Here is a 25,295-nt window from a genome sequence, read left to right on the forward strand (position 1 = left end):
CCTATTCTCCTTCCGGCACATCGGCGGCGATGTATTCCATGAAGTCACTGTAGGCAGACTGTACCCCGGCGCAGGAAATGATGTCCTCGCCGCCCATCAGTTCGCTGAAGCGCTGTACGTTGTCTTCGATCCACGGACCCTTCCAGCCGCAGCCGCATTCCTCGTCATAGTGAACCGTGATGCGGTCACCGGTCAGGATGCCTCCCCAATAGGTTTGGGCAAGCAGATCAAAATAGCCGGCGCGTCCGGTCTGCACCCCGATACGCGGTAAAGGCGTACCGTCATTTCCAAGAACCATCGGAATATTCCACGGAAAGACATGATAAACACCCTTGGAACAGGCGATGTTATAGGTGTTGAGTTCGGTCATGCCATAGGACATGAAGACCTGATCGACACCGTAAAACTTTTTGAGGATGTCCTTCCAATCCGAAATGGTCTGGCGTCCTTTGAAACCACCGCCCGTCAAAAGAACCGAGTCGGACGCAAAGACTTTCTCCTGTCCGGCAGCCAAGCCCTCCACCGCCACATCCAAGAGATCCGTGGCGGAAGCCATCAGGAAGACCCGCCGACCGCGATACTCGCGCACCATCTTGTCGAAGAAACTTTTAGTGAGACCTGCCTTGCGTGCCTTGAGCGTAACGATCTCGCCCTTCGTTTTGAAGATGGCTTTGATCGTATCCATCGCCGTCAGGTCTCCGTGTTCCTGGGCATGTTTCATACGCATGGCGAGCGACATGAAATCCGCCGACATAGGCGCGTTGAACAGGCTGTGATACTCCGCCTCACTCCCCGCCAGCGCCGGACCGAAGTGGGTGATCAAGCGCATGGAAGCCTGCCGCCCGCTGCGATAGGCGGGCCAGAAGACAGGCAGATGGAGATTGCGAATGCCTGGCATGAAGGCTTCGAGGAAGGTATACGTGCCTTCGACCCAGGCTTCCTTTTCCGTTTGACTGCGCGGGAAGAAACTCAACTTGCCGCTCGTGCCGGTCGAGTGAAAGACGAACATGCCGGCTTCATCCAAACGCGTCAGCCATTCGTCGATGGTATCCACGCTGCGCATGTCCAAGCCACTGAGGTCATGCGCCGTTAACTTGTTCAGCCAGCGCGTCAACTCGGTAAACAACTTGCGCTCGATGAAGGCAATAAGATAGTTCTTGTAAACCTGATGGGTGAAGAGGATGGTTGCAAGAGTCTCGAAGTCGGTGATGATCTTCACGCCCTGCTTTTCCGCCAAAGCATCCAGGGCGGGAATGCGCTCCTGCAATTGTTGAAAGCGGGTTTGCGCCCAATGCAATTGCAAATCATCCAATTCCGGTTTGGAAAGCAAGAACAAGGTCTGGACCGGCAGGCGCGTCCAGGATTCGGGCGTGCCCGAAAGAATAGAGTTGGTCATGAAATGAATCTCCTAAAAAATATGATGTTTGAAGATCTGCCAGGCTTTGCGCAGATAGAAACCGGGCAGTTCCCATTTGGATGGAAAACGTTCATCCAGGATCCAGCGGCAGGCGCGCCGCATGATCTCGGTTGAATTGAAGGGACCACCGATGGAATACTCCACGGTATGTCCGATGGAAATGAAGCGGCAAACGCCGCGCGCCACCAGGAGGTCACGTAATGGCTTCTTGAGAGTTTCGGGGTAGATGCCAACCGTCTGTGTGGAAGGATGGATGCGATCCACAAGCTGAATGGGATCCTCGAAGGGGACGACTACTACAACTTTGTGGATGGGGAAGAAATCGGGCAGGTCGCCGGTCAGACTTACAACTACAGCGCCTTCGTTCCTATCCCCGCCGACGACATAATAGAAATCATCCTGGGCGCGGGCGGCATTGATCTCATCGCGCAAGTCTGCCGGGAAATGCTTCGGTAGGGCGCTCAAGGATGGGTCTTGGTGCTGCATGTGGTCGTACAAGTGCCGGGCATATTCCATCGCCTGACCCGGAGACGCCTGCACAAAATGGAAACGCGACGAACCGCAGGACTCCATGTTGAAGGAGCCGGCATCCTTGGCGGTAAGCATGGCAACTTGTTCAATCTCCGCACTGGATTGGAAAGCTTCACGTCCCAAAATGGAAATGCTGAACTTTGGACCCAAGGCAATGACATCAATGCCGGAGGCTTGCAAGTTGCCGTGGTTGAGGGTCGAGTTGACTCCACCCAGGGCACCGCCCCAGGAGATGATCTTTTCCAGATAGCGTGGTTGGATCAGTTCATGCTCAAAGTCGTGCAGTTCCTTCGACCAATACACGACCGAGAAATGTTTGGTGACGGGATGGTTCGGATCGACATCCATCATCGCGCCGACGATTGCAGAGGCGGTGAGCGGATCGTTTGGCGTGATCTTGATGATATTGTCCGACTTGATCAAGGCGGCGCGGGCGATGCTCAGGGCGGCCACAACCGGCACATTGCCGGAGATGAAATGCAGGGTACGCGCGCCGTAGGCGCGTCGCCTTGCGACCTTGTCCGCATACGGCATCTCGACCCAGCCGTCCAGATAGTTCGAGCCGATTTCATTCTCGACCATCGTGCGCAACGCGATCTTCGAAAACACAACCGGGATCAGGTCATAGCTGCCGCGGACGATGGACTCCGGCAGGGCGCTGAACGGCACGCTGAAACGACAAGCCTGTTCCATGCGGGCATGATTAAGGGTCATGGCTTTGCCCGCTTCGGCAAGAAAGTCGATGATCTCGCCAACATGTATGGAGGCAAAGTCACGCTGGAGTTGTACTGGATTCGAAAGCACGATCCGGTCAAGCAGGGGACGCGGGTCGGGATAAAGGAACTGATTCTTTCTGTCCCGGCTTTGGTACAACAGATCCTTTGCAGTGACTTCCTGCCCGCGCAGGATGAAAGGGATTTGGATGGGTTGTTCTGTTAGTGATGACATACACGTGAGGATACAAAAAGATATAGACGGGTGGTCTGTTCGTGTCGGCAGAAAAATGCCATGATTGATTGAAAATCCATCCTTGACATTCCAGTAACTGGAAGGTGTATATTAAACAGGAGTAATTCCATGAAAATACAAGAGTTTTCTCAACAAACTGGTCTATCTGCCAAAACAATTCGTTACTATGAATCGATTGGCATATTGCGTTCTCCGCAACGTGCGCCGAATGGCTACCGTGAATACAGCGAACAAGATTTGGAGCGCGCTCGTTTTGTGGCGGGAGCGCGCTCCCTTGAACTTTCGTTGGATGAGATTTCGGAATTGCTGGCTATGCAAGATCAAAGAGAGGCTCCGTGCCGAACCATGTTGAATCAGATCAAACACAAAGCAGAACAAATTAACGAGCGAATTGTGCTATTACAGCAAATGGAAAAAGATTTACGGAAACTTTATAAACTCGGCTTGACATTCCCGACTGATGACGTAGACGGTAAAAATTGCATTTGCCATCTTGTGAAAGAACGAAAAAACAATTGAAACCACAAGGAGAATTTCATGGAAAATCATTTTGACTTGTTAATTTTAGGTTCTGGTTCAACCGCATTTGCGGCGGCATTACGCGCGGCTGAACTCGGCAAGACTGCCGCCATGACCGAAATGCGGACGTTGGGCGGCACATGTGTCAATCGCGGTTGTCTGCCCAGCAAGAACCTGATTGAAGCCGCGCGTATTGTTTGGGAATCTTCCCATCCGCGTTACAAAGGTCTCAAACCCGCAAAGATGAAACTCGATTTCGGGGAATTGATTTCTCAAAAACAGGATGTCGTTCATGCTTATCGCGATAAGAAATATCAATCCCTCGTGTATGAAGAGGACAAAATCAAAGTCTTTAACGGTCTGGCAGAATTGATCGACAAGCACACTGTTCTCGTTGGCGGGCAGAAAGTCAGCGGCGACCAAATACTGATTGCCACAGGCACACGCCCAACGATCCCTCAGATTGAGGGTCTTGACCATGTTCCATATTTAACTTCTGACCTTTTGACATCAGACGAAGGACAGGAATTAAAGGAACTTCCCGAGTCTATGGTAATTATTGGCGGTGGTTACATCGCGCTTGAGTTAGGGCAAATGTTTCATCGCTTTGGCACACGGTTAACAATTCTGGAACGCAATCAAGTCATCCTTCCCAACTACGAGCCAGAAGTTTCCGAGGCTTTGACGTTTGCCCTGCGAGAAGAAGGTCTCCAGATTGTGACGGGCGCGCAGGTTGTGCGCGTCTCAAATAAATCAAGCAAGGAAATTGAAGTAGTTGCGAATCTTGGCGGCAAAGAACAACCTTTCAAAGCTCAGAAACTCCTGGTTGCCACAGGCAGAGAGCCAAACACCGATAATGCAGGTCTGGATAAGGTCGGTGTTCAACTCGATGAACATGGTTTCGTGAAAGTCAATGACGAATTGCAAACCAATATTTCCAACATTTGGGCGGCGGGGGATGTGATTGGTCGTCAAACAGAAAGCCAGCCAGCCACGCCTGTTGGCGCGCATGATGGCGTGATTGTTGCCAAGAATGCGCTCGCAGGTGCGCATCAGAAGGTTGACCATCGCGTGATTCCCCGCACGATTTTTACAGACCCACAGGTGGCAGTCGTTGGGCAGACCGATGAAGAAGCGGTTGGGTCAGGCATTCGTTGCTGGTGCGGTACGATTCCGCTGGAACTCGTTCCCCGCGCAGGCGCGACTCATCAAACCAACGGCATTGCGAAAATGGTGATTAATAGAGAAACGCAGGAAGTAGTAGGCGTCTCATTGGTCATGCCTAATGCGGGAGAGGTAATCCATGAGGCGGCAATGGCTTTGAGATTCCGCGCCAAACTTGAAGATTATATTGACATGATCCATGTCTACCCGACAATGGCGGAGGCGTTGAAGATCGCGGCAATTTCGTATTTCAAAGACCCTGCCAAGTTGTCTTGTTGCGCAGAGTAAATTGCATCTGTGTTTTGAAAGGAGTATGAAATGTCAAGTTGTTGTTCATTGCCTGTTGACGAAAAAGGGTTCTTGATTGAAATCCCAGAAGAGAACGCGCAGATCCCCCTACGCGCCAAAAATGCCTGTCCCACCTGCGGGCAGAAGGGAAAACCTGTAGATACGGCGACGGTGAAATCCATGTTGTCCGTTTCCCTCAATCAGATCAAAGATGTTCCGTATTTTTTCTGCCAAAACCGCAATTGTCCCACCGTATATTTTTCAAACGATGGTCTGCAAACGTTCGGCAGGGATGAAGTTCGGGAGCGTGTTTACCAAAAAGAGCCTGATATGGATGACACTTTCGTTTGCTATTGCTTTCGACATACCGTCGGCGAAGTTCGCACCGCTTCGTCTGAAAGTCAAGCAGCCATTTTGGACGACATCAACGCAGGTATCAAGGCAGGGCAATGCGCCTGCGATTGGCGAAACCCGCAAGGCTCATGCTGTTTGGGGAATGTGCGCGGCGTAATCAAACAGGCAGAAAAGTTGGTTGTTGCAACAGTTTAGAGATAAATGGAGTTAATCATGTTCTGGCAAAAAATTCGCAGTGGAGTTATGTACGTTGTTGCGTTCGTCAGTTGTCCATGTCATTTACCCATCACTATGCCGCTCTTTCTCGTTTTCTTAGCGGGCACGCCTGCGGCGGTATGGATCACGCAACATAGCGGCTGGGTATATGGGATTTTGACGGGTATCTTCCTCCTCAGTCTGGCTTTGGGCTTTGTGTGGATGGGATCGCCAGATGAAAAGGCTGGCGAAGTTTGCGAGCCGCGCCCAAATCGTTCGATTTCTTCCGTATCCACAGCAAAGAATAAATAAACGGTATGAAACGCTTGTTCATTCCGTTTCTGTTGATGTTTCTTGCGGCATGTGGTTCACCTGAATCAGCATTGCCAACACCAACAGTGGAGCCACTATCTGCAACGGATATGCCTCCCACTCAAACCGTATCCGTGATCGAAACTCCGACCCCTCTGCCAACGCCGCAGGCAACCTTGTCCATTGCTCCGCTTGATTCGTTTGGTGGTAATGAAATCTCTTTGGAAGGAATCACAAGTTTCGATCAGATGCCTGGAAATCGGGCAACTGGTCAGCCCGCCGCAGATTTTACTGCGCGGCTGTTGGGAGGCGGTACGTTTGTCCTTTCAAAGGAATTGGGGAAATACTTGCTGGTTTTGCCGACTTCCTTTGGCTGTGGAGAGTGCGTATATAGTTTGTACTTGCTCACCGAAGAGGCTAAGCCTGAAAATCCACACAGCATGAATGTTCTCGTTTTAGACATCTATATTCCAGATCTGCCCGAGTATTGGCAAAGTTACGCAGAAACAATCAAACAGCCGAATTATCGCTGGGCTGTCTTGGATACACCCACGTTCCTCGAGGGTTACGATGTTTACGGGTTGGGCACGTTTCTGGTGATTGACCCCTCTGGAAAACTGGTCTTTCACAGCGATGTCCCGCCCCCGCCAGAGGTTATCCGTCATCTCTTTACGCTGGCTTCCAATGAGGAACAAAAATGAAAACAAAATCTTCACAAAAACGCGCGGGGAAAAACAAAGCATCGTCAACCCTGCTTCGATGGGGTATACCCCTGCTCTTGATTGTTGGAGTGGCAATGATATTTGTCCTATCCCGTTCGCCGCTCCAGACCGATTCCAAACCGCCTCAATCTGGAGTTGGCATTGGTGACATCGCCCCTGATTTTAGCGTGCTGACACTGGAGGAAGGCGAGCTCTTCGTACTCAGCGAGAATCGGGGCAAACCTACCATTATCCTGTTTATGGCGTATTGGTGCGGCACCTGCCTTCCAGAGGCGCGCGCTTTGGCGCAACTGAAAAATGAATATGACGATCAGATCAACGTTATCGCGCTGGATGTTGACGCATCCAGCACAGCGGAAAGTCTGGAGCAGTTCAAGCAAGCCGCCGACAATGGAGCGTATACGTGGGCATTTGATTCCGATTTCAAAGTGGCTTCTTCATACCAAGTAAACGCTCTGGATACCACACTCATTTTGGATGCGAAAGGCATCATCGTCTATCGAGATCAGGTCCCAACCACGCATGCCGCCCTCAAGGGCGAATTGGAAAAACTCCTGCCATGAACACTATACGACCAAAGAAAGGTAACACAATGAAAAACCATGAGATTGAAGAACTGACGGCGTTGCTGGATGCCAGTTTCCGCGAAAACAGCAACGCGGAAGGTTATGCCCTGTTTCACCGCTTGATCCTGCTCCTGGCAGAGGGACAGGCTGTATCCCCTGCGCGTATTGCGGGAGCGTTGGAACGCTCCATCGAAGAGATCGAAACCACCCTGCGCCAAATGCCCAGCATCGAGCTTGATGAAGATGGAAATGTTGTCGGCGCAGGCTTGACGCTTCGTCCAACGCCGCACCGTTTCACGATCAACGACCGAACGATGTTTACCTGGTGCGCGTTGGATGCGTTGATGTTCCCAGGGCTACTTAAGCAGACAGTCCAGGTTGAGTCGCCGTGTGTTACCACAAACATTCCCGTGCGAGTAAAGGTAACACCGAACGGTGTTGAGCAAGTTGAGCCAGCCGAAGCGGTCGTTTCCTTGGTGGCTCCAGGCGCTTCAGCCGACATCCGACGTTCATTTTGCGACTACGTGAATTTTTTCAGTTCAAACGAAGCGGCTTCCGCATGGTTAAGTAAACATCCAGGCGCAATGACCCTGCCCGTGAAAGAAGCGTATCAACTCGGTCGGCGGCTGGCGGAATCTATCTTTGTAATCAAGGAGGCTGGCTTCTAAAATGGAAACCTTGAATTTTGCTTTTGCTTTTTCAGCGGGCGTGCTGGCGACGTTCAATCCCTGCGCCTGGGCGATGTTGCCCACTTTCATATCATTCTATCTTGGTTCACGCGAAGCCGAGTACGAACAACGGAGTTTTGCCGCCCGCGCCGCCGAAGGGTTGACTCTTGGCTTGCTGGTTTCGGGCGGCTTTTTGCTGGTCTTTAGCACAGTGGCTGTAATCCTGTCAATCGGGTTAAGATTTATCGTGCGCTACCTGCCTTTCGGTTCATTGATAACAGGTGTTGCGTTGATTATTCTCGGTTTATGGCTTTTGGCTGGCAAACCATTTCCGTTCTCCCTGTCCCTGCCTCAAATCAACCCATCCCGCACAAGGAATCCAAAATCAGCGTTCATGTTTGGGGTTGGCTACGGATTGGCTTCATTAAGTTGTACTTTACCTGTATTCATATCCATTGTTGGCGCAAGCCTTACAGTTTCTGGCTTTCTTTCAGGTGTAATTATGTTCGGCGGATATGCTTTGGGCATCACAGTTATCCTGATGGGCGTTGCGCTTGGCGCAGCCTTGCTAAAAGGCGCAATTGCGCAGTGGTATCGCAAACTCCTGCCGTATGTGTATCGCCTTAGCGCGGTCATGCTCATTGTGGCTGGGGTGTATCTTGTATGGAAAAGTCTGTATCTCCCTCTCATTTTGAGTAGACTTTAGCCACCAACACTTTACTTCACGTGTTCAAATGCCAGTTCGTTCAATTTTTCACCCGGTACTCTCACCGCCATCCGCGAGTTCCAAAACGTCCGTTACGGTGTTCTGCACAAGGATATCAATCTCATTAATGGCTTCTTCAAATTAATCAAAATTAGAAGCTTATTTGTATACCAGGTTTGGATTTAATATCCAGCGGGTCAACCCTTCGATTTCTGCTTGATCCAGATACCGAATTCGTAACCCAAAGCCGGCACACAATCCCACAAGTCCCTCCCACCAGGCAATTCCCTCATCACCTGGTAATACAAATTCCAATACAGTTCGCCGCACAAAGGGCAGCGGATATTCCTGCACGGCAAGGGATAAGCCCTGATGCAGGATATCCAGACCTTCCGCCTCAGGTCGCCCCCATCGTTGAACCTGCTTCTGGAACTCCAGCCTCGGCTCGGGGTCTGGCCAGAACAACTGCAGAACGCGCAGTGTCCAGCCCGGCTGCATAGAAGACAAGATCGCCTTGTACGCCTCCTGCGGTCGTACCTCGGGGCGATCCGGGTCGGCATAGACTTCGGCAAATAATCGGTGTGTATCATCCTCTCCGATCAAAGCCGCGTGGTTGCCGACCTGTGTAAAGCCCTTTGCCAAAACAAAGGTTCTCGTCGAACCAATAGTTTGCTCTGCCATTACAACCCTGCCTTGAAAATGGACTCAGGAATGTTCAAGTCATTGGCACGAAAGCCCGGTCGCATGGGACGGTTGCCGGTGGGCATCAACCCTTTACCGGCTTCATACTTGAACAACGGCGAAAACGAAGGACGTGCAGCGGTGCGTTCTACAATCGTGGACACTTCCACGATCTCACGCACAATTTGTCCATGCTGATGATTGCGCTCGATATATACCGCTGCGGTCACCGCTTCCGCAAAGGACTGCGCGATCTGGATCTCAGACATGCGTGCCGCATCCGGATGCGCCTGCACCACCTGCAAAAAGCGCGGCCAGACATGTTCAGCACTGGTGGCATGGATGGTAAATGCGCTATGTCCATGACCTGTGGCTGCGGCACGGATCAACTCCCAGGCTTCTGCTCCACGTGCTTCACCGATCACCACTCCATGCGGACGCGAACGTAATGCCGAACGAATGAGATCATACATGGTGACGGGCGGCGGACCGCCACGAATCTCGGGACGGGTTACGGTGTAGATGATGTTGCCTGTATCTGCCTTGCCATCCCCGTTCCAACCATTGAGGATAATTTCATTACTGTCTTCCACGATAAACAAACGGATCGCACCACGGGGGTAGTAGTCCAGCATCTCCTGCAGAATTCTTTGCCCCACAAAGGTCTTGCCCGAACCGGTCGTGCCGGCGATGACCAACGTACCGCCATGCACCATGACACTCAACAAATAATTCGCGGCTTCCGGTGTGAGAATGCCATTGCCACGCGGGAAATCCTTCGGATCGAACTTCGGACGTGGGACAGGTGGTAGTCTGTTTTGACAAAGTAAAGCAAGGCTTCCTTGTGTGAGATCAGATGCTGTTCGATAATTCGAAACACGCAACGTAATGGTGTCACCGTAAGGCGAGGCAGGTGGCATGACATAGTTGATACGCACGCCTTTCCTCCGCACGGTTCCATCCACAAGCGGAACCATAACCTGCAACATCGCATCCGCAATCGGGTAATCCGGTGTCGGCGCGCGTTGTCCAGCGCGGTCGATCATGACTCTCAGCGCATCGCCAATTCCATCCGGCGCAGGACCGGCATGTTCCCAGCCGTTCGTGGTCGTGTACACATAGATATGTCCGAGGTTGATAGCGATGTCTTCGATATCCGAACGAGCGATCAGTTCCAGTAAAGGTCCCATGCCGGAGAGTTCACCGATCAAACGCAGGATGTATTCCTTGGGCAAGGAGACGCCTGCATCCACCGCACGAACACTTATTTCTTCAAAGACCTGACGAGCCAGAGCTTCGATTTCCGTGGAAGTCATGCTTTTCTGCAAAGACTCAATCGCTTTCTTTGCACGTCCTTCCTCAGCAAGGAGATTCCACCAGCGTTCCATCTCATCCGAGGAACGCGCTTCCGAAACAGGCTTCAGGGTTTTGCCGGTAATGTCAAACATGGCTTAGCCCTTCCCGAACCAGCCGCGTTTTTTCGTCGGGCTGGGAAGCAATCCAATCCGTGAAGCGCCTTCACGCACAGCGGGGACAAAGTGGGAGGCAAAGCCGAGCAATGAATCCGCGAACGGTCCGAGTTCCTCCAACTTCTCCTTTTTGTAGCGCCAGATCAGGATGTCCTCCCGTCGATCAGAGTTCACGGCTTGGGCTGCCAGGCGTGGATCGACTATCGGGATGATGCCGTTCGGAATCAAAGCCAATTCAATCTTGTCTTCACTCAAAGCTTGCTGTAACATCTTATGTGCCGCCTTAAAACCATCACCCACGACCTGGTTGTAGCAGAGTTTGACGCGGCTGCCGACGAATTCATGAGCGCTACCTTTGCCGACTACACTTGCCAATGAATTGATCATGCGTGCGATCCATCTGCGGGTCTCAGCAAGATCAGGAATTTCGGGTTTGATCACAATTGCAATCCCTTCGGCGGCTTTCAAGGCGGCACGATGCACCACATGTGCAGGATTGATGCCGACATCCATGATGACCACACCGCCTGCGGCGACACCTGCTTCATACAAGCCTTGGATTACTTCGGCGACTCTGGCTTCCTGTTGCAAGACTTCGTCGCCCAGATCATCAGTGATAAGACCTGGCAGGACTCGCAAGGTCGGTAAATTCTCCAAGGGGGTAAAGGCATTGAGATAGGCTGCCCCTGATGCGACATCACCCATCACGCCTTTGTTGGCTTTGGCGATCTCACGGCGCAAGAGTCCGATCATGGTGGTATTCACCCGTTCCATGCGCATGTGGTATTGCAGTGCGCCAGCATTGCCATCGGCGTCCACCAAGTATGTTGTGATACCAGATAACGCAAGCGCCACTGCCAAATTTACTGCTACAGTCGTCTTGCCCGTTCCACCTTTAGGAGAAGTAATCGCGATCTTCCTCACTGCCATGCCCGATTGAATGCGTGCCGACATATCACTGCCCAGCACCGCTCTGCGATACTGGTCGTCCGCTGCGAGATTGCCAGCATCTGCACGGCGCATCTCTTCATACAACTTATTGATGTCCACATCCGAGGGCGGATATGCAATGGATGGCACACCTACGCCATTCGCCCAGGATGCCATGCCATCGCCGACACCCGCGATGACAAAGATCAACTTGCCCCGCTCGGCTGCCTTGACCAGACTCTCCGGGGATACCGATGACTCTGGCGATACCACTACCAACGCGCGGAAGTCGAACAGGTCAATGTGTTGCGGCGTGAACGCCGCGATCTGAGCGATAACAGAATGACCTTGTTCCGCAAGCTGCATGTTCAAGCGGGATGTCACGGTTCCCGCACCGAGTAACAAAACTTGCATTACTGCCCTCCTCCCAGGATTTCTTCACGATCCTGCTTGAACAAGTCTTCGAAATCCCAATAGGTAAAGCCGGCAGAGGGTATTTCATCCCCTCGTGCCATGAGCGAGACCACCAAACGATCTCCCTGCTGCAAGGCAAGCGACAACACTTCACGGCTCTCATTTGGGACGAGCAGAATCAGCATCTTCTGCGTATCTTCAAGTGTGAAGGAGGAACCACCATCGCTATTCTCAGTAGAGTCAGTCTGTGCCGGCAAGCCTTGTATCGCGATCACACGTACACCCATTGGGAACAAATCCTTGGCAAGCGGTGGGAACGTGCGGTTCATCGCATCTGCCTGCTCCAATTCAAGCGGGGAGGGCTGGGCGGTCGGTTCAATATACCCAGGATCAATGACCAATTCCGGCATCGGGGTCGGTGTGCTCATCTGCTGCGGTCGGGTGCTGATCACCACAGTCACGCCGATCAGGTCTCCGGGCAGGAAGGCTTCTGCATCGGGCGATACCAAATTCATCGCGTCCAATGGCAGAGGGAATAAACTGTGTCCAGGGAATTGAGCCAGCACAGCCGACAGGCGCGTACCTTCTGCTGCTGGCGCTACGATGGCGTTGCGAAAGACCGGCTGTCCGCTTCCAATGGGTTGGGCGACAATGCCGCCGATTACACCAGTCACTTCCTCACCGGGGATATACAGACTGGCGTTGTCATCCTGAAAGACGGTCTTGACCGCCAGGTCATTTGCCATAATGACGTCACCAATATTCAAGTCACGCGTGGCGGACAACACAGAAATGGTGGGCGGCTTCTGCGCCGCACCGAGGGCGTTGAGGGCGATGAACGCCACCAAAAAAATTCCAACTGACACGCCCAACACCACCAGGTTCACACCGGTCGAAGCAATACGTTTTAACATGTTTATTCTTTTCTCCATTCATTGTTTTTTTCAAATGCCTGCCGCAGGGCAGGGGTTTCTTCAATCATCTCTTCGAGTCGTTCGAGTGTCTGGCGCATCAATCCATACAAAGTCAGCATGACGAAATCCGTCTTGATGTGATTGGACTTGAAGACCTGCTGATGGGTCTCTGCCACGGAGCGCACGACCTGCATCACGTCCGCATCTGCCAGCGCTTCCGCCGACACACGCGGCATGTCTGGAAAACATTCCTGGATCAGGTCCGCCACATCCTGTCCAATGGATGAAGAGTCGGTCGGTGCAGGCAGTTCTGTTTCAGATTGTGCAGGAGGATCAAGCAGGTCGGCAACAGAAGTCTCCGGGTTGGCGCGTAATTGTTCAATGGCACGCGGCAAACGTTTAAGCCCGGCTTGAACGGCTTCCAGCAAACGAGTCTGCGCCAGCGGGGAAAGCGCTACCACAGCTTCGATGTTGCGCACGGAAACGTGCGGACGAAGTCCCTCGGGCATTGACTCCAACAACCGTTGCCGGCGTTCCTGTTTGGACTGGTACGACTCACTCATGGGCGTGACTATACTTTTCAGGAGGACAAGGTGGTTTGCATGTGTCGCTTATTGTTTTCAAAAAAATACGCCCGGTTCACGACCGGGCGTATTTTTCATTACGTGATTTTTACTTCACTTCCTCAAAGATACGGATGTCATCCAGATGAAACTCCTTGTTCCCACCCACCTGGAAACCCAACTCAAGGATCGGTGCGATCTGCCACCATCGCTGCGGCTGGGTGCTCACCAGATAATTATCGCTCCAGACCTGGATCTCCAGCGGTCCAAACGCCGGCATCATCAGCCGACACAGTTCCGACCCGTCCACCGACACGGTTCCCATCCATTTGATCCGGCTGACTTGATGCAGGCGGATTTGATAGGTGTGCCATACTTCCGGGTCCACATTCAAGGCTTGGACCTCGACGGGTGCCCAATTCAACGCCAGATAACAAATCGGACCATTGATCCCGTTGACTGTGGACTCGCTGCCGATCACAGAGAAACCGAACATATCGAATGGCAGGGCAAACATTCCATCTGCCTGAAGTGTTCCGGCCGGCTGTAGAATGACACCTGCCGTTCCATAAAAATTCTCATCCACCCGGCTTTTGAATTCCACGATCACGTCGCTCGATGATGTGGGCTGGAAGCCACTGCCGCCGATCAACGTGACGTTGTTGTATTGCTCGCTGGAGGGTTCGTGCCAGTCCGCGCTTTCCGTCTCGAATTCCGAGTCCTGGACATGTCGGAGGGTGAGTTGATGATCGATCTCCATTTCCGCTGCGTGCCAGGCGGTTTCATTGGAGACCTGACCGGCGCCATTGATGATCGTGAAATCCCAAAATGCCGTGGAAAGACCCTCCTCGAAATCCTCCGTGAGTGGCACAGGATTTTCAAAATCATCCGGTGCATCTCCCGCCAGCTTCGCAAGCCGCTGGGTTTCGCTCCGGACTGTCCAGGCGAAATACAACTGCTGAAAGTTAAGTCCAGCGAATAAAACTGCCGGCGTCAAAACCAGAAGCGCAATCCATGTAAAGCGTTTTTTCCATTCTTGTTTGATGTCCATTTCGTATCCTTTTTCGTTTTTTGCGCGATGATACGAAAGGCTGTCAGGGGGTATGAGGAACGTGTCGCCTCTGAATAATCCCCGGAAAGGGGATTATTGATGTGTCCGATGGCATCCTGTGGCTGCATTTCCCGGTCCCCACACACAAGTTCACCCGTAGGGAATAGGGGCGTTTTTACAGGTCGCATAATGATATGCAAGAGGAATATCTGCCGCCTACGTACTTTGACAGTTTTCTCAAACTCCATATAATCCACACTGTTCCTATTTTCCACAATCCATCCCTCTCTTCAAGAAGCCTGGCAAACCGCCGGGCTTCTGCTGTTGTATCCAATCCCCACCATCCATTCAACGAAAGGAGCCCAAATTTACCATCCCCAAACCAATCCATCCGTATCCTCCACTTTCCCCATGTACGAAACAGGCTTGTTGTGAAATTCGTATGAACCCACCGAAAGGAATCTCGAATGCTTGGAAAATGGGAACCCATCGGAACAGGTTCAATCTTCCCCAACAAGCCCAATGTCGGAACCGACACACTGCATGATTTTCATGGGTGTGTCGGTGAAAAACATTCCCTGGAAACCCTCATAGGAGGCTGATCGAACCAACCCCAAAACTGAATACTCCCCTCAACACAAACGGGCGTTGTGCATGGAATTCCCATGCCAACGCCCGTTTGTGTTTGACAGCGAGGACTCGCCGGGGTGAGAGGCCCGGCAGATAAAAAGTGAAACCGCCCAGTTGGCGCTGGACGGTTTCAAGGTGTAACAATGTACAAGCCCGATCATATCACAACCGTAAAAACCGTCAAGATTTACGCGCCTTTTCCGCTCCCAGCCAATGAACGTATGGTGATCGTAAATGGCAAGGCGATCAACGTCGCCGCCTCCGCCGGACGACAGCAAGGGGACTACCTGTATACCGCCGACGTTACACTGCTGCACGAAGATGCAGCCGTGTATACCACTGCGCCCAGTTGGGCCAGCGTGGAGGTGGAATGAGCCGACACACCGGACTGCGCGGATGCGTGATCATGCCTTCTCCCTGGGACTATTTAATCCATCCAAACAAGGAGATAGATCATGAGAACCTTCGCAATGCTTCTCATTCTGGTCGCCATCGCCGCCAGCCAGCCTCATCACTGGCTCACGGTCCTCATGGCTGCCATCGCACACTGTATCGGCAAATAGTCAGACGAAAAGGAGGTCGCAGAAAAGCACATGGAAAACATCCTGTCCGCCGCCGAAGAAATTTTGGGAACGGCGGTTCGTGTGGAGGATCATCGCAATTGGGCCATCTTCTGGTGTCCCTTCCATAACGACGCGAGCCGGGAAGGGGAGGGTGGTCAACCCAATTTCGGTGTCAATCTTGTCAACGGCTACTGGAAGTGCCTGCGCTGTGGAGCCAGTGGCGGTTCGTTGAAGTCATTACAAAAAAAGTTAGGTCAGGTCCCACAAGGGGATGCTAACTGGAAACCAAGTGTATCGGCGACCACACCGACACGCCCCAAACGCCCGCCGACACAGGTGCAACTGCTCGATGAAGCCGTGTCGGAAGCGCGTTCCATCGTCCAACGTTCGCCTGCCTGGGACTATCTGGCAGGGCGCGGCGTGACACCTTATACGGCATTGGTCTATGGGCTCGGGTATGGCATCCCTGCCCCACGGGTTCATCGTGAGATCCTCGATGCGGCACGACAATCGATGATGGTGCGCCGGGACGGGATCTGGTTGTGGGCGGGCGGTGTGGTGTATGCCGATCCGCCGACACACCCAGCCGTGATGAACGTGCGCTACATCCCGGAAGAACAACTGCCCAAAGGCACACGCAACTTTGCGCCACTGAAGAATCACAAGACCTGGGGCAATCGCGTGCAACCGCTCGGAAGCTGGCGCATCACTCCCGCCACGCGCACGTTGATCGTGCTGGAAGGCTTGTTCGACATGCTCATCACCTCCCAGAAGATTCATCAACTGGGACGCGAAGCCGACACGGTCGCGGTCTACACCAATGGCGCCAGTCCGAGCGCAAAAATGCACCAGTGGTTGCGCGAACATCCGCAGTACGAGTACCTGTTGCTGCGCGACCCGGACAAAGCCGGCGTCGAATGGGCGCAAAGTGTGTCGGCATCCATCCGACATGGCGGCGCAAAAGTGCGCACCCTGCGACCTCCCGACCAACTTGACCCGGACGAAGCCATCCTGAGCGGATGGTGGCCGTCCATTCTGTAAATTCAAATCCAACCCTTCCCTGAATCGGGGAGCGATCTTGCATCGCTCCCCGATTTTCATTTCCAAGGAGAAAACAAAATGTCTGTTCTCACCATCTTCGCTTCCATCATCACCACCCTGTTCCTGATCTGGGCGGTCTGGTTCATTGTCCGTTTCATCCAATACGTTGGTTCCGGCGAGTATGAAATGGACCAGCGCCTGCGCGACATCTGCAAGTAATTTCAAAAAACAAAATCAAACAAGGAGACTCTCATGTCAAAGCAATACAACAAATCCGTGTTCGTCGGTCACCTCGGTGGTGAACCGGAAATGCGCTACACCCCGGCAGGCACCGCCGTGACCACTTTCAATGTCGCCACGAATGACCAGTACAACAACGAGAAGGGCGAGACGGTCAAGGTCACCACCTGGTTCCGCTGTACTGCCTGGGGCAAGTTGGGCGAGGTCTGCAACCAGTATCTGAAAAAAGGCAGCAAGGTCCTGGTCGAAGGCAGGCTGACGCCGGATAAAGCCACGGGTCGCCCGCGCATCTGGGTTCGTCAGGACGGCACGGCTGCGGCGGATTATGAACTCAAAGTCCTGGAGATTCATTTCCTGGACAACAAGAACAACGAACTTGCTGTCGCGCAGGTTGATCCTGCTGAGGATGATATTCCGTATTAGCCCACACATCACGAGAGGCAGTCCATCAGGACTGCCTCTCGTTTTTGGAGATCACTCAATGAACGCTGAACAAATCCGTTCGCTAACAAGAGTCCTGGATTATCTCGCGCAGGACGAACAAGCCCACTTTGATAGCGCCTCGCCTGAGGAACGCACGAACTATATTTATCTGGATGTCCTGATCCTGCAGGAGTATCTGGAACAACAAAAAGGAGAATCCAACTCATGATCACCCTTCAACAAGATCTGCTTCACTCGGCCTTGAATGCCGTGACCCGCGCCAGCACGAAAAGCACCCTGATGACCGCCTTCTCCCTCGTGCGGCTGGATGTGAATACCGATGGCATCCTGCACCTGTCCTGCTTCAACGGCGAGACCGCCGCGCGCTCCACCGTGAATGTGGATTGCAGTGAAGATCTTTCCGTCTGTGTGGATGCCGCCACCTTGAAAGCCGTGGTGGAGACTCTGGCAGGGCAGATCCGCCTGCATGTGGATGGGACTGCGCTGGTCATCCAGCAGGGAACCTCCAACCGCACCAGCCTGCGCATTGTGGATGAACCCCTGCCGGTGATCGGTGAGGAAAGTATTCAAACGGTTGCCACGTTCTCCGGAACCATCTTCCGCAGTTTGATGCGCGCCCTGCCCTTTGCCTCCACGGATGACTCACGCGCCGTATTACAAGTCATTCACCTGATCCTGGACTCCGACACGGTGATGGCGCAGACCGCTGATGGATATTCGGCAGGACTTGTGTTGGAGAACATTGAGGGACCCACTGAACCAACCTCCGTATCGCTCCCGTTGAGCAGCGCACGACTGCTGTCCACACTGGTTGAGGACCGCGACACCGTGCGCATGGGCACGGCGGGTGAGAACCGCTACATCTTCCGGATCACCAATGCCGATGACTCCAAAGACCTGACCCTGGCGACCGTCACGGCAGACGGCAATTTCCCATCGGCGCAGATCAAGACTCTGATCGAGGAGGCACGACAGAACGCGGTTGCCACGCTTCAAATCCAGCAAGCCAGCCTGATGCAATCCATCCGCATGGTGAATGCGATGGGCACGCAAAGCACCTTCCTCAAAGCCGTGAACGGCGTTGCAAAGATCGCGTCAGCGGAAACCGAAACCGGACAGGGTCGCAACATTCTGGAAGGGACTGCCAGCGGTGAGAACGCCCAAGCCTGGTTGTCCGCTGCTTTCCTGAAACGCGCGGCGGAAGCCTGCAAGGGCGAACTGGTCATGCGCATCACGAATAACACGAAACCGATCCTGATCGAGGCCGGGAGTTTCACAGCGGTCATCATGCCGATGATGGTGGAGGCAAGCCGCGATCCCTTCCCGGAGGATGAAGCCATCACCATCTCTCTGCCCGAAATGGCAATGGCATAACGGCAAACCTTTTCCACACAGACGGTGGCGCCACGCGCCACCGTCTTTCATTTCCCAAGGAGTCCCATGAACGACAACCATTCCCTGTTGCTCCAATCCCCGTCCACCTATGAACAACCCATCCTCAAAACCATGCCCCTGCGCGAACAACCCGCATACCGCATTACTCAAAATGCAAATGCCTGCAACATCACCGAACTCATGGCAGCGGTGATCGGCGGGCAGAAACAGATCGAACTCTCGCAGTCCCTGCTGGCGCGTTTCGATGGTGATATTCGCCGCTTGTATCAGGCGCATCCCTCCGAACTCGCCAAAGTAAAAGGCATCAATCAGGCAACCGCCATTCGCATCAAGGCGGCGCTCAATCTGGGGTTGCGTTTGAGTATGCCGGGCGATGAACGCACGGCGATCAACTCACCAGCCGATGCCGCCGCATTAGTTCAGGCTGAAATGTCGCTGCTCGAAAAGGAGCATTTGAGAACGATCCTGCTGGACCGTCGCAACCGTGTATTGGAGATCGTGGAGGTATATCAGGGATCAGTTAATTCCTCCCAGGTACGGGTGGGCGAGGTCTTTCAAGCCGCAATCAGCCGCCATGCCTCCGCCTTGATTTTGATTCATAACCATCCCTCCGGTGACCCCACGCCTTCGCCGGATGATGTGGCGGTCACACGCGCCATAGTGCAGGCGGGTAAATTGCTTGACATTGACCTGCTGGATCATCTTGTGATCGGTCAAGGCAAATGGGTAAGCCTCAAGGAACGCGGGTTGGGCTTCAACTAGGAGGCAGAGATGAAACAACTGACTCTCAATCTCACCTTTGCTGTTGCACCCACTGTAAAAAGCATCTTCAAGAACACCACCTGGTTGAATGCAGGCTGGGCAACCGCCTGCCTTGGTTTCACCAAGAAGGTGGAGATCAGCCAATCGTTGAGCGATGCCTTGATGCCCATTCATGCGGATGACGAGGATGACCACGACCAGCAACTCTATGATGCACTCTGGATGGCGCATCACCATCTGGTGCTGGATCAGCGTCCGTCCTTCTCCTTCACGTTCGACTTCCTGCGCGATGACAAGATCAGCGGTCGTTTCATCGCGACCAGCTTGCGCCTGCATGTCGAAGAAAAGGAACAACTGATCCTGCTGGGACTGATCCAGGATTGTTAGGAGGGAACATGCCATTCTATCTCGGCAAGCGTGAAGAGGATGATCTGATCCTGTTTCACTCTGCCATGCCACCCACAAAACAGACTCACGGACATTTGTACAAGGCTGTGATCGGACCCTTCAAAAGCAAAGTCGGGGCAGGTTACTTCGCACGCTATGGAAGAAAAAATCCAGACATCCGCACAGCCGCTGATGCCGAACGCCTGGCACGCGCCGACCCACGCATGGAACAGCTCATCGTCGAGGAAAACATGACGACTGAAGAACTCACCATTGCGTTGGAATGCGATGTGCAGGATCAAGCTGAATATTCACCAATACCCACCCTGCCGGTTTTCAACCGGCAGGAACTATTTCAAACACAAGGAGCAATCCCATGCCTAATTGGAATGAAAACGAACTGACCATTACCGGTCCCGATGTAAACAAGATTCTCGAAACCATCCGTTCCCAATCCGGGGAGGATGAAGATGTCCGCATCCTGGACTTCAACACGATCATCCCCTATCCGCAGATGTATCGCGATATGGATAAACGTGCGGAAGAGTATCGGGAAAAACTGAACGCCATCGCAAACGATGACCCGGAACGCAAACAAAAACTCGAAGCGCTCGGCGCGGAATATGGTGTGGAACCCGGCACGCCGTGGATCAAGGATGGCTTCAACTCAGGCGGCTATGAATGGACCTGCGAGAACTGGGCGACGAAGTGGAACGCATGTCATGTCCATCTCACCACGCGCGCGGACGCATCCAAGCCTCTCCGAAAGACATCCAAGTGCGCCTACTGCCAGACGGTTCATAAGACTGAAACGATGGTCATCCTGACCTGCCAGCAGTGCGGCAGTCCCCTGCCGGATGCCGAACCCATCCAGGCTTTCCTGGAATTCGATACCGCCTGGAGTCCACCCATCCCCGTAATCGAAAAACTTGCTTCGATGTTCCCCGATCACACCTTCGAGTTGAAATACTTTGAAGGCGGTATCGGCTTCAGTGGACATGCCCGCTGGTCTGAGGGGATCGAGGAATTTCATCATCAATACGAATACGATGGTCCGCGCGGCGGATAAATCCAAATCACAACTACAAGGAGCAAATCATGTCCCACCATTCTGAACATCAAAAAATGAAACCCGTACTTGACCTGGCGCGCAAACTCGACATCACCACCAATCCCCATTCTGCCGCGATCTTCGAAGCGGGTAGCGGTGGCTTTCAGGTCTGGTGTACACCCAAAGATCATCCCAAAGGCTGGGATGGCATCGTGATGAATCCCGGCGCGTTTTCCAAGCCCTGTGAGTATGTCGGCAGTGTGCATTGGAAATGGGAGGAAGACATCATTGTCGGACTGGAGATCGAAACCTCCGCATATGCCCTGGCAGACCAGAAGTCGGATGAGTTCTGCAACCTGACCGACATCCCCCGTGATTTCCAACGCCGCACGATCTTCAACCGCGATGCCGACATCGAATGGCTCAAGGAAAAGATCACCTGGTTGTTTGGCGAAGCAGGTGTGTCAATACCGCCATTTGAATACAAACAGGCGGCTCTCTCCGAAATCGGACCGTACATGTTGGCGCACTACACCTCCGACTCCGATGAATACGTGGTGATCGTTTCACCGGAACTCGACCCACAGGAATTCTGCAAACCCGGCTATGAAGTCGCACGCACGCTGGAGATTTGGAAGGCAGGCGATTTCCCGGCAGATGTCATCCTGCGTCCCGATCACGAATACCAGGAGGCGGAAATTGAGCCCGATGAAGGTCCATTGGTGGAGCAGTATGAGAATGCCTCCCGTCTCGGTGATGACGGTTGGCTGGAAGCCGCAATGGAAGACAGCATCAGCGGCTGGGACGAATAGATCAATAGACATTTGGAGGGCGACAAGGTCGCCCTCCAATCTTTTCATGGAGAAACCAAAATGACCACACTCTTTCAAGAAACCATCGAACATCTGTTGAAGGCCCACAACCTCTTGGATGATTTCCAAAACAAGGACTCCTTCCATGTGCGCTTTGAGAAGACCGGCTACCAGCCTTTGGTAATCGAACGCCACGGTGAGATGATCAGCGTCGCGCACTACTTCGAGCAGAACGGCGACCTGATCGCCGACCCGGATGTGGAACTGCATTATCCCTCATGGGTGCCGACCGGCATCACCCAAGCCTTCTTCGGGTATCGCTCGAAGTTCATCGAACGGGACGGCAAGACCTTCATCGACACCCGCTTCCACAAGCAGGTCTCCTCCTTCCTGAGCATGTGGGCGCGCAATATCAAGGCACAAGGCTGGGTGGAGGGAGGCAGGGTCTCGAATGACTAACATCCGCTTTGTCTACATGTACCGCGATGCGAGCAATTACAAGCAGCATGGCGAAGTCATCCTCCCGAATGAAACACAACGGACCGTTGAGGAAGTTGATACACAAATACGTTCCCTTCTCTCCGATGGATTGTTCTTCATCGCCCGGCAGGTGCAGGTCGAGGAACGCTTCTTCGATGTCGTGAGCGAGGACGATCATCCCTGGCATGAGTATGTATCCGTGGAGGCGACCACCGATCCCACCTTTGATCCAGTCCCGGAGCAACAACGCGACATTACCAACTTCTTGAAGGAATTGGAACAGGCACACCGCTCTGGCTGGGATGAGAAGCAGGTGCGTGAGGACCTCATCCGACAGATCGAGAAAGAAAGACGTGAATTGAAGCGATGGCTTAATGAGCAAGGAGATGGGACGCCATGATGCCGACCAAACCGGACCTGGTCATCCTGCCCTTCAAGGCAACCCTGCCGGAGGCTGCGCTTCCGCTGACTCTGGAGCGGACCCTGTCCTTGTTGCGGAGCGGTGTACACGTCCAGATCGAACGCAGTCAACCTGGTGCGCCGGATGCCATCGGCTGGACGATCTTTCGCCGCACGCCCAGGAAGTATCTGTACGAAAACGAACCCCTCTTCCGCTTCGAACGCGGCGCACGCCGCTACATCCGAAAAGCTTATGCCATTCACTACTGGTTGCTTGGTGATGATGGCATGACCTATTCCCATCTGCATCTGTAAAGGAATAAACCATGAATGATCATGTCATTGAAGAAATGGCCGATGCCATTTCAACCGAACTGCACATTCCAAACGAGGGCGTGCTGCGCATCCTGCACCGTTACTGGCAGGACAAGATCGCCCCCATCTGGCAGGTCGATGACCTGCTGGAAACCGCCTTGAACGCGGGCATCCCGATCACAAAGGACGACGCAGTCGCAGTCCTAAAGGATCTCTTTGAAGGACACAACGCGGAACTGGGTATCACCTGGATCACGTTGGAGGTCGCCTTGCAGGAATACCATCTGGACTGGAAGCGCCTGCCCGAAGAGCGTTATCCAGACGTACAAGGTGTCTTCAAGGTCTGGCGCAAGGGTAGTCTGATTGCCCATCAGGTCGGGTTGTTCCCCGAACACATTCACGGCAATCTGCCCAAAGCCATCACGCTCGCAAAATCGCTGGCGGATGAAACGCCGAACGTGCCGATCCTGATCGGCTGTGAGCCGCGCCATTCGGAGGAGGTAGAGCCGTGGCTGTCGGTCGTGCGCGAGGATGATGAGACTCAGGTGGAGGAATGCGAGGAAACATGCACGCCGTAAAACCCAATCAGCAGATTCGCATCCTGACCATCCAGATCGCAGTCGCCGCCGATGCCGACCCCGACTCGGTCGCCGATGAAATGTCCGCACTGCTATCCGAGAACGGCATCTGCTCAGAGACAAGCTACATCCTGGACTGGCGGTATCTCACCGAATACCAGCCCACAGTCACAGCCGGTGACGACCCCGAGGAAGGGGAGGTCTTCGGGCTGCTGGATTTCCATCTCACCATCACTACCCCGGAGGAATAATGTACGCATGGACAGAAACCTATGAAGATGAATACATCAAGGAACGCATTGAAGAGTTGAGGACTGCTCAAAAAGAGGCAACCGCGAATGGCAAAATCCTCGTGTCTTCCTATGAACAATTCTGGCTGCCAGCATTGAACGACCTACCCGATGTGGAGTTTCAGGGCAGGGATCGGTATACCGCGCCGTATGGAAAATTCGAGTCGGTTCCGAACGTCCCGTTTCATGGGGCGTTGTGGTTCACGCCGTTGTCCGGCGCTGATTTGCCGCCTGTCTTGAAGAACATCAAGGAGTGGCTGTCAGGGAGCGCAACCGTGGATATGAACGCTCGTACTGTCCGCATTCAGGTGGAGGAGATCGAGATCACCTTCACCAGTATCAACGTGGGCTTGAACGCGCATGAACTGCTACGGGACATCAACCAGGAATTGGTGCGGGGCAATGCCGGCGTGTATGTCTATCGCATCGAACCGGTGGAGGATGTCTCTCCTGTTCAGCACCTCTACCCGGAAGGACGCATTCCCGCCCTGACCAATGCCCACACCCGCGCCGATGTGACTGGCTATGCCGTGCTTCAAGACAGACCCTACCAGCATACGTTGGTGTATGTCGGCATCGCCGCTCACAAGACCAGCGTGGAGAGTCTCTGGGCGTCGCTGATCCGCGGCAAGGGCAGTTGCTCCATGCGCGGCACTTCTGTTCTGGCTGATGGCGAAGTAAAGATGCTGACACAGCCATTGCCAGAGTTCAATGTTCTGCACGCCGGGATCGTCTGCCGCAAGGCGCTGCCTGGCAAGTGGGAGGCAAAGGACGATGCCGCTTATGCCCTGGTTTTTGAAGATGGAGATGATGAAGCGCAATTGCAGGCGCTGACTTTGAAACGCCTGCAAGAGACGCTTGCCTTTCCCATCCCGGACGCGTGGGCAAAGACGCTCTGGGAGTATGCGTTGGATGCGGAATACATCCAGCGGCTTGTTACGGGCGGGGATTGCCGTGGGGGAGTCAGGCTCGATCTGTCCAAACCCTGGCAGGACCTGGTGCAGAACCTGCTGGAGCAGGAAGTCTTGAAAGTATAGGAGGCAACCCATGTTACGTTCCATTCCCGCAGAGGAGATCTTCGATATGAACAAAGCCTTGAATTCGAACGATCCCCTGGCATACTGGCTGGCGCAGATGCGTAAAGCCGACTGGCAACATCTGCTGAAGTTCGTGAATGTGAAAATTCCAGTGAAGACAAAGAAACAAGTTATGGCAGAAGCAGCCCTCCAGCGCTTCGAGTTCACCATCTGCGATGGACGTGGAGAGGTCTGGCAGTTGTGGACCGATCTCCGCAAGAAACATCGCACGCTGGTGATCCAGTTCCGTCATTCAGAGTCGGACTGGTCACGTGGATTGCCGGAGTTTGTAGACCTGGAAAAGAATGAACCGCTCGGCTTTGTGAACATCGCCGGGCGGTTGTTCTGTAAGGTGAAGTAAGGAAACAAAATTCAACTCGATCCCCCATGCCATTCGGT

34 protein-coding genes are annotated in these 25,295 nt (G+C 53.4%); 26 read left to right on the top strand and 8 right to left on the bottom strand.

The genetic code is table 11. The features are described from left to right. Window position 1 precedes the first annotated feature (1 nt). Window positions 2-1,396 (bottom strand): hypothetical protein, encoded by a 1,395-nt coding sequence (locus HS100_16560; GenBank protein MBE7435529.1) that lies wholly within the window; start codon window positions 1,394-1,396, stop codon window positions 2-4. A gap of 12 nt (window positions 1,397-1,408) precedes the next feature. Further along, window positions 1,409-2,896 (bottom strand): long-chain-fatty-acyl-CoA reductase, encoded by a 1,488-nt coding sequence (locus HS100_16565; GenBank protein MBE7435530.1) that lies wholly within the window; start codon window positions 2,894-2,896, stop codon window positions 1,409-1,411. A 129-nt stretch (window positions 2,897-3,025) separates the two neighbouring features. Here HS100_16565 and HS100_16570 point away from each other — a divergent pair, with 129 nt between their 5' ends. Genes HS100_16570 through HS100_16605 form a run of 8 tightly spaced genes read left to right on the top strand, consistent with a single transcriptional unit; the run spans window position 3,026 to window position 8,411 of the window. Beyond that, the gene (locus HS100_16570; protein MBE7435531.1) at window positions 3,026-3,436 is read left to right on the top strand and encodes a MerR family transcriptional regulator; all 411 of its coding nucleotides are present in this window, start codon (window positions 3,026-3,028) and stop codon (window positions 3,434-3,436) included. An 18-nt stretch (window positions 3,437-3,454) separates the two neighbouring features. Continuing rightward, window positions 3,455-4,888: a mercury(II) reductase gene (gene merA / locus HS100_16575; GenBank protein ID MBE7435532.1), complete on the top strand. Its 1,434-nt coding sequence runs from the start codon at window positions 3,455-3,457 to the stop codon at window positions 4,886-4,888. A gap of 30 nt (window positions 4,889-4,918) precedes the next feature. After that, window positions 4,919-5,437: a copper chaperone Copz family protein gene (locus HS100_16580; protein ID MBE7435533.1), complete on the top strand. Its 519-nt coding sequence runs from the start codon at window positions 4,919-4,921 to the stop codon at window positions 5,435-5,437. 6 nt (window positions 5,438-5,443) lie between these two features. Then, window positions 5,444-5,749, top strand: coding sequence for a hypothetical protein (locus tag HS100_16585; GenBank protein MBE7435534.1), 306 nt, complete (start codon window positions 5,444-5,446; stop codon window positions 5,747-5,749). 5 nt (window positions 5,750-5,754) lie between these two features. Beyond that, entirely contained in the window at window positions 5,755-6,450 is a 696-nt protein-coding gene (locus HS100_16590; GenBank protein ID MBE7435535.1) for a hypothetical protein, read from the top strand. Continuing rightward, window positions 6,447-7,034 carry a TlpA family protein disulfide reductase gene (locus tag HS100_16595; GenBank protein ID MBE7435536.1) on the top strand — a complete coding sequence of 196 codons (588 nt, stop codon included), beginning with the start codon at window positions 6,447-6,449 and terminating at the stop codon, window positions 7,032-7,034. Before HS100_16590 ends, HS100_16595 begins: the two co-directional genes overlap by 4 nt. Window positions 7,035-7,063: 29 nt before the next feature. Next, a complete protein-coding gene (gene merB / locus HS100_16600) occupies window positions 7,064-7,705 on the top strand; it encodes an organomercurial lyase MerB (GenBank protein ID MBE7435537.1) in 642 nt (213 codons plus the stop codon). A 1-nt stretch (window position 7,706) separates the two neighbouring features. After that, a complete protein-coding gene (locus HS100_16605; protein MBE7435538.1) occupies window positions 7,707-8,411 on the top strand; it encodes a cytochrome c biogenesis protein CcdA in 705 nt (234 codons plus the stop codon). A gap of 159 nt (window positions 8,412-8,570) precedes the next feature. Here the strand turns inward: HS100_16605 and HS100_16610 are convergent, their stop codons facing one another. The 6 genes from HS100_16610 to HS100_16635 all read right to left on the bottom strand — a co-directional run bounded on the left by HS100_16610 (window position 8,571) and on the right by HS100_16635 (window position 14,433). Continuing rightward, entirely contained in the window at window positions 8,571-9,092 is a 522-nt protein-coding gene (locus tag HS100_16610; GenBank protein MBE7435539.1) for a hypothetical protein, read from the bottom strand. Beyond that, entirely contained in the window at window positions 9,092-10,540 is a 1,449-nt protein-coding gene (locus HS100_16615) for a type II/IV secretion system ATPase subunit (protein ID MBE7435540.1), read from the bottom strand. Before HS100_16615 ends, HS100_16610 begins: the two co-directional genes overlap by 1 nt. A gap of 3 nt (window positions 10,541-10,543) precedes the next feature. Further along, a complete protein-coding gene (locus HS100_16620) occupies window positions 10,544-11,668 on the bottom strand; it encodes a ParA family protein (GenBank protein MBE7435541.1) in 1,125 nt (374 codons plus the stop codon). A 236-nt stretch (window positions 11,669-11,904) separates the two neighbouring features. After that, entirely contained in the window at window positions 11,905-12,819 is a 915-nt protein-coding gene (locus HS100_16625; protein MBE7435542.1) for a hypothetical protein, read from the bottom strand. 2 nt (window positions 12,820-12,821) lie between these two features. Then, window positions 12,822-13,382, bottom strand: coding sequence for a hypothetical protein (locus tag HS100_16630; GenBank protein MBE7435543.1), 561 nt, complete (start codon window positions 13,380-13,382; stop codon window positions 12,822-12,824). Window positions 13,383-13,491: 109 nt separating this feature from the next. Beyond that, window positions 13,492-14,433, bottom strand: a complete 942-nt coding sequence (locus HS100_16635; GenBank protein ID MBE7435544.1) for a hypothetical protein — start codon at window positions 14,431-14,433, stop codon at window positions 13,492-13,494. Window positions 14,434-15,206: 773 nt separating this feature from the next. Between HS100_16635 and HS100_16640 the strand changes: the two genes are divergently transcribed. The 18 genes from HS100_16640 (at window position 15,207) to HS100_16725 (ending at window position 25,257) form a co-directional block, all read left to right on the top strand. Beyond that, window positions 15,207-15,437, top strand: a complete 231-nt coding sequence (locus HS100_16640; GenBank protein MBE7435545.1) for a hypothetical protein — start codon at window positions 15,207-15,209, stop codon at window positions 15,435-15,437. A 219-nt stretch (window positions 15,438-15,656) separates the two neighbouring features. Beyond that, on the top strand, window positions 15,657-16,667 hold the full coding sequence (locus HS100_16645) for a toprim domain-containing protein (GenBank protein MBE7435546.1): 1,011 nt from the start codon (window positions 15,657-15,659) through the stop codon (window positions 16,665-16,667). Window positions 16,668-16,745: 78 nt separating this feature from the next. Continuing rightward, complete coding sequence (locus HS100_16650; protein MBE7435547.1) at window positions 16,746-16,886, top strand: hypothetical protein; 141 nt, start codon at window positions 16,746-16,748, stop codon at window positions 16,884-16,886. A gap of 33 nt (window positions 16,887-16,919) precedes the next feature. Then, complete coding sequence (gene ssb / locus HS100_16655; protein ID MBE7435548.1) at window positions 16,920-17,330, top strand: single-stranded DNA-binding protein; 411 nt, start codon at window positions 16,920-16,922, stop codon at window positions 17,328-17,330. A 58-nt stretch (window positions 17,331-17,388) separates the two neighbouring features. After that, window positions 17,389-17,559 (top strand): hypothetical protein, encoded by a 171-nt coding sequence (locus tag HS100_16660; GenBank protein ID MBE7435549.1) that lies wholly within the window; start codon window positions 17,389-17,391, stop codon window positions 17,557-17,559. Beyond that, complete coding sequence (locus HS100_16665) at window positions 17,556-18,725, top strand: hypothetical protein (protein ID MBE7435550.1); 1,170 nt, start codon at window positions 17,556-17,558, stop codon at window positions 18,723-18,725. Before HS100_16660 ends, HS100_16665 begins: the two co-directional genes overlap by 4 nt. 132 nt (window positions 18,726-18,857) lie before the next feature. Further along, window positions 18,858-19,508 carry a DNA repair protein RadC gene (radC, locus tag HS100_16670; protein ID MBE7435551.1) on the top strand — a complete coding sequence of 217 codons (651 nt, stop codon included), beginning with the start codon at window positions 18,858-18,860 and terminating at the stop codon, window positions 19,506-19,508. A 9-nt stretch (window positions 19,509-19,517) separates the two neighbouring features. Beyond that, a complete protein-coding gene (locus HS100_16675; GenBank protein ID MBE7435552.1) occupies window positions 19,518-19,895 on the top strand; it encodes a hypothetical protein in 378 nt (125 codons plus the stop codon). 8 nt (window positions 19,896-19,903) lie between these two features. Then, a complete protein-coding gene (locus tag HS100_16680; protein ID MBE7435553.1) occupies window positions 19,904-20,299 on the top strand; it encodes a hypothetical protein in 396 nt (131 codons plus the stop codon). Further along, a complete protein-coding gene (locus tag HS100_16685) occupies window positions 20,272-20,964 on the top strand; it encodes a hypothetical protein (GenBank protein ID MBE7435554.1) in 693 nt (230 codons plus the stop codon). The genes HS100_16680 and HS100_16685 overlap by 28 nt, the downstream gene beginning before the upstream one ends. Window positions 20,965-20,993: 29 nt before the next feature. Further along, entirely contained in the window at window positions 20,994-21,758 is a 765-nt protein-coding gene (locus HS100_16690) for a hypothetical protein (protein MBE7435555.1), read from the top strand. A 60-nt stretch (window positions 21,759-21,818) separates the two neighbouring features. Further along, the gene (locus HS100_16695; protein MBE7435556.1) at window positions 21,819-22,217 is read left to right on the top strand and encodes a hypothetical protein; all 399 of its coding nucleotides are present in this window, start codon (window positions 21,819-21,821) and stop codon (window positions 22,215-22,217) included. Then, window positions 22,210-22,638 (top strand): hypothetical protein, encoded by a 429-nt coding sequence (locus HS100_16700; GenBank protein ID MBE7435557.1) that lies wholly within the window; start codon window positions 22,210-22,212, stop codon window positions 22,636-22,638. Before HS100_16695 ends, HS100_16700 begins: the two co-directional genes overlap by 8 nt. After that, window positions 22,635-22,952: a hypothetical protein gene (locus HS100_16705; protein ID MBE7435558.1), complete on the top strand. Its 318-nt coding sequence runs from the start codon at window positions 22,635-22,637 to the stop codon at window positions 22,950-22,952. The genes HS100_16700 and HS100_16705 overlap by 4 nt, the downstream gene beginning before the upstream one ends. An 11-nt stretch (window positions 22,953-22,963) precedes the next feature. Next, window positions 22,964-23,530 carry a hypothetical protein gene (locus tag HS100_16710; protein MBE7435559.1) on the top strand — a complete coding sequence of 189 codons (567 nt, stop codon included), beginning with the start codon at window positions 22,964-22,966 and terminating at the stop codon, window positions 23,528-23,530. After that, window positions 23,518-23,781, top strand: a complete 264-nt coding sequence (locus HS100_16715; GenBank protein ID MBE7435560.1) for a hypothetical protein — start codon at window positions 23,518-23,520, stop codon at window positions 23,779-23,781. The genes HS100_16710 and HS100_16715 overlap by 13 nt, the downstream gene beginning before the upstream one ends. Further along, the gene (locus HS100_16720) at window positions 23,781-24,857 is read left to right on the top strand and encodes a hypothetical protein (protein MBE7435561.1); all 1,077 of its coding nucleotides are present in this window, start codon (window positions 23,781-23,783) and stop codon (window positions 24,855-24,857) included. Before HS100_16715 ends, HS100_16720 begins: the two co-directional genes overlap by 1 nt. 10 nt (window positions 24,858-24,867) lie before the next feature. Further along, on the top strand, window positions 24,868-25,257 hold the full coding sequence (locus HS100_16725; GenBank protein ID MBE7435562.1) for a hypothetical protein: 390 nt from the start codon (window positions 24,868-24,870) through the stop codon (window positions 25,255-25,257). Window positions 25,258-25,295 lie beyond the last annotated feature (38 nt).

It is taken from the genome of Anaerolineales bacterium, from assembly GCA_015075725.1.
Classification (GTDB): domain Bacteria; phylum Chloroflexota; class Anaerolineae; order Anaerolineales; family Villigracilaceae; genus Villigracilis.